The following is a 6,194-nucleotide window of genomic DNA, read 5'->3' on the forward strand; positions in this document are numbered from 1 at the left end:
CCTGCGCCGCATCGGCCTGGAGACCGGCGGCATCGGCCATGCCTTCAACGGCAGCCGGCAGCAGGCGGACGCCTTCCTCGCGCTGGGCTTCAAGCTGGGCTTCGGCGGCACGGTGACCTTCGACCGCTCGCTGCAGATCCGCCGCCTGGCGGCCGAGCTGCCGGAAGAGGCGCTCGTCGTCGAGACCGACGCGCCCGACATCCCGCCGCACTGGCTGTATCGCACCGCCGAGGAGCGCGCCGCCGGTGCGAGCTCGCGCAACGAGCCGGGCGAGCTGCCGCGCATCGGTGCGTGCCTGGCCGGGTTGCGCGGCTGGACGCCAGAGCAGGCCGCCGCGATCACCACACGCAATGCGCACGCCGCGCTGCCGCGGCTGGCCGCACTCCTGCCATCCAATGGCTGACGCCGGCGCCGCCTTCGACGCGACACGCTGGCAGGGCCTGGCGCCGGTGCACGCGCCCGACGCCGAATGGCTGCTGCTGGGCAGCTTTCCCGGCGTGGCCTCGCTGCGCGCGCAGCAGTACTACGGCCATCCGCGCAACCAGTTCTGGCGCCTGGTCGGCGAGGTCTTCGGTGTCGACCTCGTCGCCATGGGCTACGCGGAACGCCTGGCCGCGCTGCGCGCGCATCGCATCGCCGTCTGGGACGTCATCACCGAGACCGAGCGCGCCGGCAGTCTCGACAGCGCGATCCGCAATCCCTTCGCCAGCGACCTGGGGCGATTGATCGCGCAGCTGCCGGCGCTGCGCACGATCGGCTTCAATGGCGGCACCGCGTTGCGTTTCGGGCTCCGGCAGCTCGGCCCGCTTGCAGCCCGTTACCGCGTCCTGGGGCTGCCCAGCTCCAGCCCCGCCTACACGATGCCCTACGATGACAAGCTTCGCGCCTGGCGGGAACTCGCCGGGCCTTCGAACGACACCTGAGCACAGCGCGGGCCTCCGAGGACCCGGCATGGGAACGACAGCCGTGAGCAAGCACCGGGACCCGAAGAACAACAAGGGCGGCAGGAAGACCGAGTGGGTCGAGGCGACGCTGAGCGAATTCGACGGCGTGCGCTTCCTGCATCTGGACTCGATCTGGGTCCAGGGCGCGATGCGGGTCAAGAAGCCGGAGAAGCTGGAGCTGGAATACGTCCAGCGCATGATGGCCTGGATGCTCTGGCGCGACACCCGCGAGATGACCCAGGGCCAGGCGGTGCAGCTGGGCCTGGGCGCCGGCGCGCTGACGCGCTTCTGTCGCAAGCAGCTGAAGATGAAGACCACCGCGGTCGAGATCAACCCGACCGTCATCAGCGCCAACCGGCACTGGTTCCACCTGCCCGACGACGACGAGCGGCTGCGGGTGCTCAACGAGGACGCCGGCCAGTGGGTGGCCGACGCGGCGAACTGGGGCATGGCGCAGGTGCTGAACGTCGACCTCTACGACCACGAGGCGGCGGCGCCGGTGCTGGACGATGAAGCCTTCTACGCGGACTGCCGTCGCGTGCTGGCCGACGGCGGGCTCATGACGGTGAACCTGTTCGGCCGCAGCGCCAGCTTCGCGCGCAGCGCGGCGCGGATCGCCAAGGTGTTCGGCACCGACCAGGTCTGGCACCTGACGCCGACCCGTGAGGGCAACACCATCGTCGTGGCCGCGCGCGGCGTCGAGGTGCCGACCCGCGAGGTGCTCGAGCAGCGCGCCGACCACATCGAGGCCAGGCACGAGCTGCCGGCGCGCAAATGGCTGAAGCTGGTGCGGCCGCTGCCGATGAACGTGATCCAGCAACTCCACGCGGCTTCCGCCGCCGCGGATTCCGGCGAGTGACCATGAAGCACACCCCGTCGACCAGCGCCAAGGACAAGGGCGCGCCGGCCGCCAGCCCGGCGCCATCCACCGCGCCAATGACTGCGACAACAAGCGCGCCAACGAGCGTGCCGCGCCCGCCGGCGAGCGCCCCCGGGCCCGCCAAGCCCAAGGCCGCCGAGGGCGGCGGCCAGCGCCTCGAGTGGCGCCAGCTGCTGCACTGGCTCGCGGAGGATGGCGTCATCGACGCCGAGCAGGTCCAGCGCACCGAGGCCCGCTTCGGCGCGAGCCACAGCGCGCAGCATCCGCTGATCCGGCTGGGCAACGCCGGCCTGACCCGCGCGGCCAACGGCCGGCCGCTGGACATCGAGGCGCTCACCGAATGGCTGGCCGGCCGCCTGAAGCTGCCGTATGTCCGCATCGACCCGCTCAAGGTCGACGTGGGCCGCGTCGCCGACGTGATGTCCGCCAGCTACGCCGAGGCCCGGCGCTGCCTGCCCATCCTGGTCGGCCTGACTGACGTGACCATCGCCACCGCGGAGCCGCTGGAGGCCGGCTGGGTGCCGCAGATCGAGTCCCACACCCGCAAGCGGGTGAAGCTGGTGCTGGCCAATCCGCAGGAGATCGCGCGCTTCACGACCGAGTTCTTCACGCTGGCCCGGTCGGTGCGCGCGGCGACGAAGAGCGGGGAGGTCAACCAGCCGGCCAGCTTCGAGCAGCTGGTCGAGCTGGGCCGCAGCAACCGCCAGCTCGACGCCAACGACCAGGGCGTGGTGCAGGTCGTGGACTGGCTCTGGCAGTACGCCTTCGACCAGCGCGCCAGCGACATCCACCTGGAACCGCGCCGCGAGATGGGCGTGATCCGCTTCCGCATCGACGGCGTGCTGCACACCGTCTACCAGCTGCCGCCCTCGGTGATGAGCGCGATGACCGCGCGCATCAAGCTGCTCGGCCGCATGGACGTGGTGGAGAAGCGCCGCCCGCTCGACGGCCGCATCAAGACGCGCAATCCGGCCGGCGAGGAAGTGGAAATGCGGCTGTCGACCCTGCCCACCGCCTTCGGCGAAAAGATGGTGATGCGGATCTTCGACCCCGACACGGCGGTCAAGGACCTGGCCCAGCTCGGGTTCTCCGGCCACGACGCGGAGCGCTGGACCCGCCTGACGGCGCGCCCCCACGGGATCATCCTGGTCACCGGCCCGACGGGCAGCGGCAAGACCTCGACGCTGTATTCGACGCTCAAGCGCCTGGCCACCGAGGAGGTCAACGTCTGCACCGTCGAGGATCCGATCGAGATGATCGAGCCGGCGTTCAACCAGTCGCAGGTGCAGCCCGCCATCGATTTCAATTTCGCCGAGGGCCTGCGCGCGCTGATGCGGCAGGACCCGGACATCATCATGGTCGGCGAGATCCGCGACCTGGAGACCGCCGAGATGGCGATCCAGGCCTCGCTGACCGGCCACCTGGTGTTCTCGACGCTGCACACCAACGATTCCGCGTCGGCCATCACCCGGATGGTGGACCTGGGCGTGCCGAACTACCTGATCGACGCGACGGTGATCGGCGTGCTGGCCCAGCGCCTGGTGCGGACCCTGTGCCCCAGCTGCAAGGCGCCGGATCCCGAGGTCACGCGGGAGTCGCTCAACGAGATGCTCAAGCCGTGGCGCCTGAACGGCGGCGTCAAGCCGTACCGGCCGGTCGGCTGCCTGGATTGCCGCAACACCGGCTACCGCGGCCGCGCCGGCCTGTACGAGCTGCTGCTGATGTCCGACAGCGTGCGCAAGCATCTGCACCCCAATACCGACATGTCGGCGCTGCGCCGGCAGGCGCTCCAGGAAGGCCTGCGTCCGCTGCGCCTGGCCGGCGCCATGAAGGTCGCGGAAGGCCTCACCACGATGGAAGAGGTCCTGCGCAGCACGCCCACCTGGGAAAACTGAGCGGCGGCCGTCGCGCGGACGCCCCTCGCTCATGGGGCGGGTAAGTCCCCGCAGACAGCGCGCGGGCCCCATGCCTACGGGGGTGTGAAGCTCCCCGCATGGGCGGGGCGAGGGGCGGTGTGGTCCATTACGTGATAACCACAGAGCCTGGAGGGGGCCCGATTCCTAGAATCGCCGCCATTCATGCCGCTAGAGGTTCCCTCGATGAAGATCAAGAGTCAACGCGACTTCTGGTCAGGGCTGATGTTCGTGGTCGTTGGCGTCGCGTTCGCGTGGGGCTCGGCAGTGAACTACAGCTTTGGCTCCTCGGCCCGCCCCGGGCCCGCCTACTTCCCGTTCGGATTGGGCATCCTGCTCGCGCTGCTTGGCGCGGTCGTGCTGTTCAAGGCGCTGACGATCGAGTCGGAGGGCGGCCAGCCGGTCGGCGCCTTCGCCTGGAAGCCGCTGCTGATCGTGGTGGGCTCGATCGTGCTGTTCGGCTTCGCGCTGCCGCGGCTGGGCATGGTCGTCACGCTGCCGCTGCTCATCACCTGCGTCTCCTTCGCCAGCGATGAATTCCACTGGCGCGACGCGCTGCTCAGCAGCGTGGTCCTGACCATCGGCAGCTGGGGCATCTTTGTTTGGGGTCTGAACCTGGTGATCCCTGTCTGGCCCACCTTCCTGGGCGGCTGAGGAGACCCACATGGATCTGATCAACAACCTGATGCTGGGGTTCGGCACCGCGTTCACGCTGCAGAACCTGCTTTATGCCTTCGGCGGCGCGGTGCTGGGCACGCTGATCGGCGTGCTGCCCGGCCTCGGCCCGGTCGCGACGATCGCGATGCTGCTGCCCTCGATCTATTCGCTGGACGCGACGCCGGCCCTGATCATGCTTGCCGGCATCTACTACGGCGCGCAGTACGGCGGCTCCACCACCGCGATCCTGATCAACGTGCCCGGCGAATCGTCGTCCGTGGTGACCGCGATCGACGGCTACCAGATGGCCCGCCAGGGCCGGGCGGGTGCCGCGCTGGCGGCCGCCGGCCTGGGGTCGTTCTTCGCCGGCTGCGTGGGCACGGTGGTCATCGCGGCCTTCGCGCCGCCGCTGACCGAGCTGGCCTTCAAGTTCGGTCCCGCCGAGTACTTCTCGCTGATGGTGCTGGGCCTGATCGGTGCGGTCGTGCTGGCTTCGGGCTCGCTGGTCAAGGCGATCGCGATGATCCTGCTGGGCCTGCTGCTCGGACAGATCAACACCGACGTCATTTCCGGCACGCCGCGCTTCTCGTTCGACATCCCCGAGCTGACCGACGGCATCAACTTCGTCGTGATCGCCATGGGCATCTTCGGCTTCGGCGAGATCATCGCGAACCTGGGCCAGCCGGCCGAGCATCGCGAGGTGTTCACCAAGAGCGTGAAGGGCCTGTGGCCGACCAAGCAGGACTTCCACGACGCCTGGCCGGCGGTGCTGCGCGGCACCACGCTGGGCTCGGTGCTGGGCGTGCTGCCCGGTGGCGGCGCGCTGCTGTCCTCGTTCGCGGCCTACACGCTGGAGAAGAAGCTTTCCAAGCACCCGGAGAAGTTCGGCAAGGGCGCCATCCAGGGCGTGGCGGGTCCGGAGTCGGCCAACAACGCCGGCGCGCAGACCTCCTTCATCCCCATGCTGACGCTGGGCATCCCGCCCAACGCGGTGATGGCGCTGATGGTGGGCGCGATGACCATCAAGGGCATCCAGCCCGGCCCGCAGGTCATGACCAGCAACCCGGAACTGTTCTGGGGGCTGATTGCCTCGATGTGGGTCGGCAACCTGATGCTGGTGATCCTGAACCTGCCGCTGATCGGCATCTGGATCAAGCTGCTGACGGTGCCCTACCGCTTCCTGTTCCCGGCCATCGTCGTTTTCTGCTGCATCGGCACCTACACGCTGAACAACAACAACTTCGACGTGTTCATGACGGCGGCCTTCGCGGTGGTGGGCTACATCTTCTACAAGTTGAGCTGCGAACCCGCGCCGCTGCTGCTGGGCTTCATCCTCGGCCCGATGATGGAAGAGAACCTGCGCCGCGCGCTGCTGCTGTCGCGGGGCGACTGGAGCACCTTCCTGTCCCGGCCGCTGTCCGCCGGCCTGCTGATCGCGGCGGCGTTGATGGTGGTCGTCGTGATGCTGCCCTCCATCAAGAACAAGCGCGAGGAAGCGTTCCAGGACGCGGACTGAGTTCCGCTTCCGACATTGCCTCCCTGGAAAGACCCGCTTCGGCGGGTCTTTTTCATTGAGCGGTGAGGGCTCGGCACGGTGCGACAAGGACTTGGCGGCGATTCGTGCGAGACGCGGCCAGTCGTCAACAACTTTCCTTTGTAGTCCTTGTGAGCCGTTCTTTTGCTGTGCTACAGTCACTGTCTTCGCTGCACAGACATCTGTCTTGCAGCGAATCCCCGGAGGAACTGCTGGGGATGTCGGATGAATGGCCGGGCTTGTCCCGGTTTTCATTTGGCGGCGAG

The 6,194-nt window shown here is 68.6% G+C and carries 6 protein-coding genes; all 6 read left to right on the forward strand.

Annotated features, from left to right (window positions below; genetic code table 11):
• Window positions 1–403 (forward strand): TatD family hydrolase (locus FUT87_RS17135; RefSeq protein ID WP_186830587.1); only part of this gene is annotated, 403 nt, incomplete at its 5' end.
• Window positions 396–923, forward strand: a complete 528-nt coding sequence (locus FUT87_RS17140; RefSeq protein WP_091731318.1) for a DNA-deoxyinosine glycosylase — start codon at window positions 396–398, stop codon at window positions 921–923. The genes FUT87_RS17135 and FUT87_RS17140, both read left to right, overlap by 8 nt.
• 43 nt (window positions 924–966) lie before the next feature.
• Window positions 967–1,803: a spermidine synthase gene (locus FUT87_RS17145; protein WP_255511889.1), complete on the forward strand. Its 837-nt coding sequence runs from the start codon at window positions 967–969 to the stop codon at window positions 1,801–1,803.
• A gap of 77 nt (window positions 1,804–1,880) precedes the next feature.
• On the forward strand, window positions 1,881–3,719 hold the full coding sequence (locus FUT87_RS17150) for a GspE/PulE family protein (RefSeq protein ID WP_091731312.1): 1,839 nt from the start codon (window positions 1,881–1,883) through the stop codon (window positions 3,717–3,719).
• A gap of 204 nt (window positions 3,720–3,923) precedes the next feature.
• Window positions 3,924–4,391, forward strand: a complete 468-nt coding sequence (locus FUT87_RS17155) for a tripartite tricarboxylate transporter TctB family protein (RefSeq protein ID WP_147241798.1) — start codon at window positions 3,924–3,926, stop codon at window positions 4,389–4,391.
• A gap of 10 nt (window positions 4,392–4,401) precedes the next feature.
• Window positions 4,402–5,910, forward strand: coding sequence for a tripartite tricarboxylate transporter permease (locus FUT87_RS17160; protein WP_147241799.1), 1,509 nt, complete (start codon window positions 4,402–4,404; stop codon window positions 5,908–5,910).
• Window positions 5,911–6,194: the final 284 nt, after the last annotated feature.

This window comes from Mitsuaria sp. TWR114, from assembly GCF_007997345.1.

Coding starts and splice junctions, on each gene's coding strand:
- FUT87_RS17155 (WP_147241798.1), top strand. CDS start 3,924: ATGAAGATCAAGAGTCAACGCGACTTCTGGTCAGGGCTGATGTTCGTG.
- FUT87_RS17140 (WP_091731318.1), top strand. CDS start 396: ATGGCTGACGCCGGCGCCGCCTTCGACGCGACACGCTGGCAGGGCCTG.
- FUT87_RS17160 (WP_147241799.1), top strand. CDS start 4,402: ATGGATCTGATCAACAACCTGATGCTGGGGTTCGGCACCGCGTTCACG.
- FUT87_RS17150 (WP_091731312.1), top strand. CDS start 1,881: ATGACTGCGACAACAAGCGCGCCAACGAGCGTGCCGCGCCCGCCGGCG.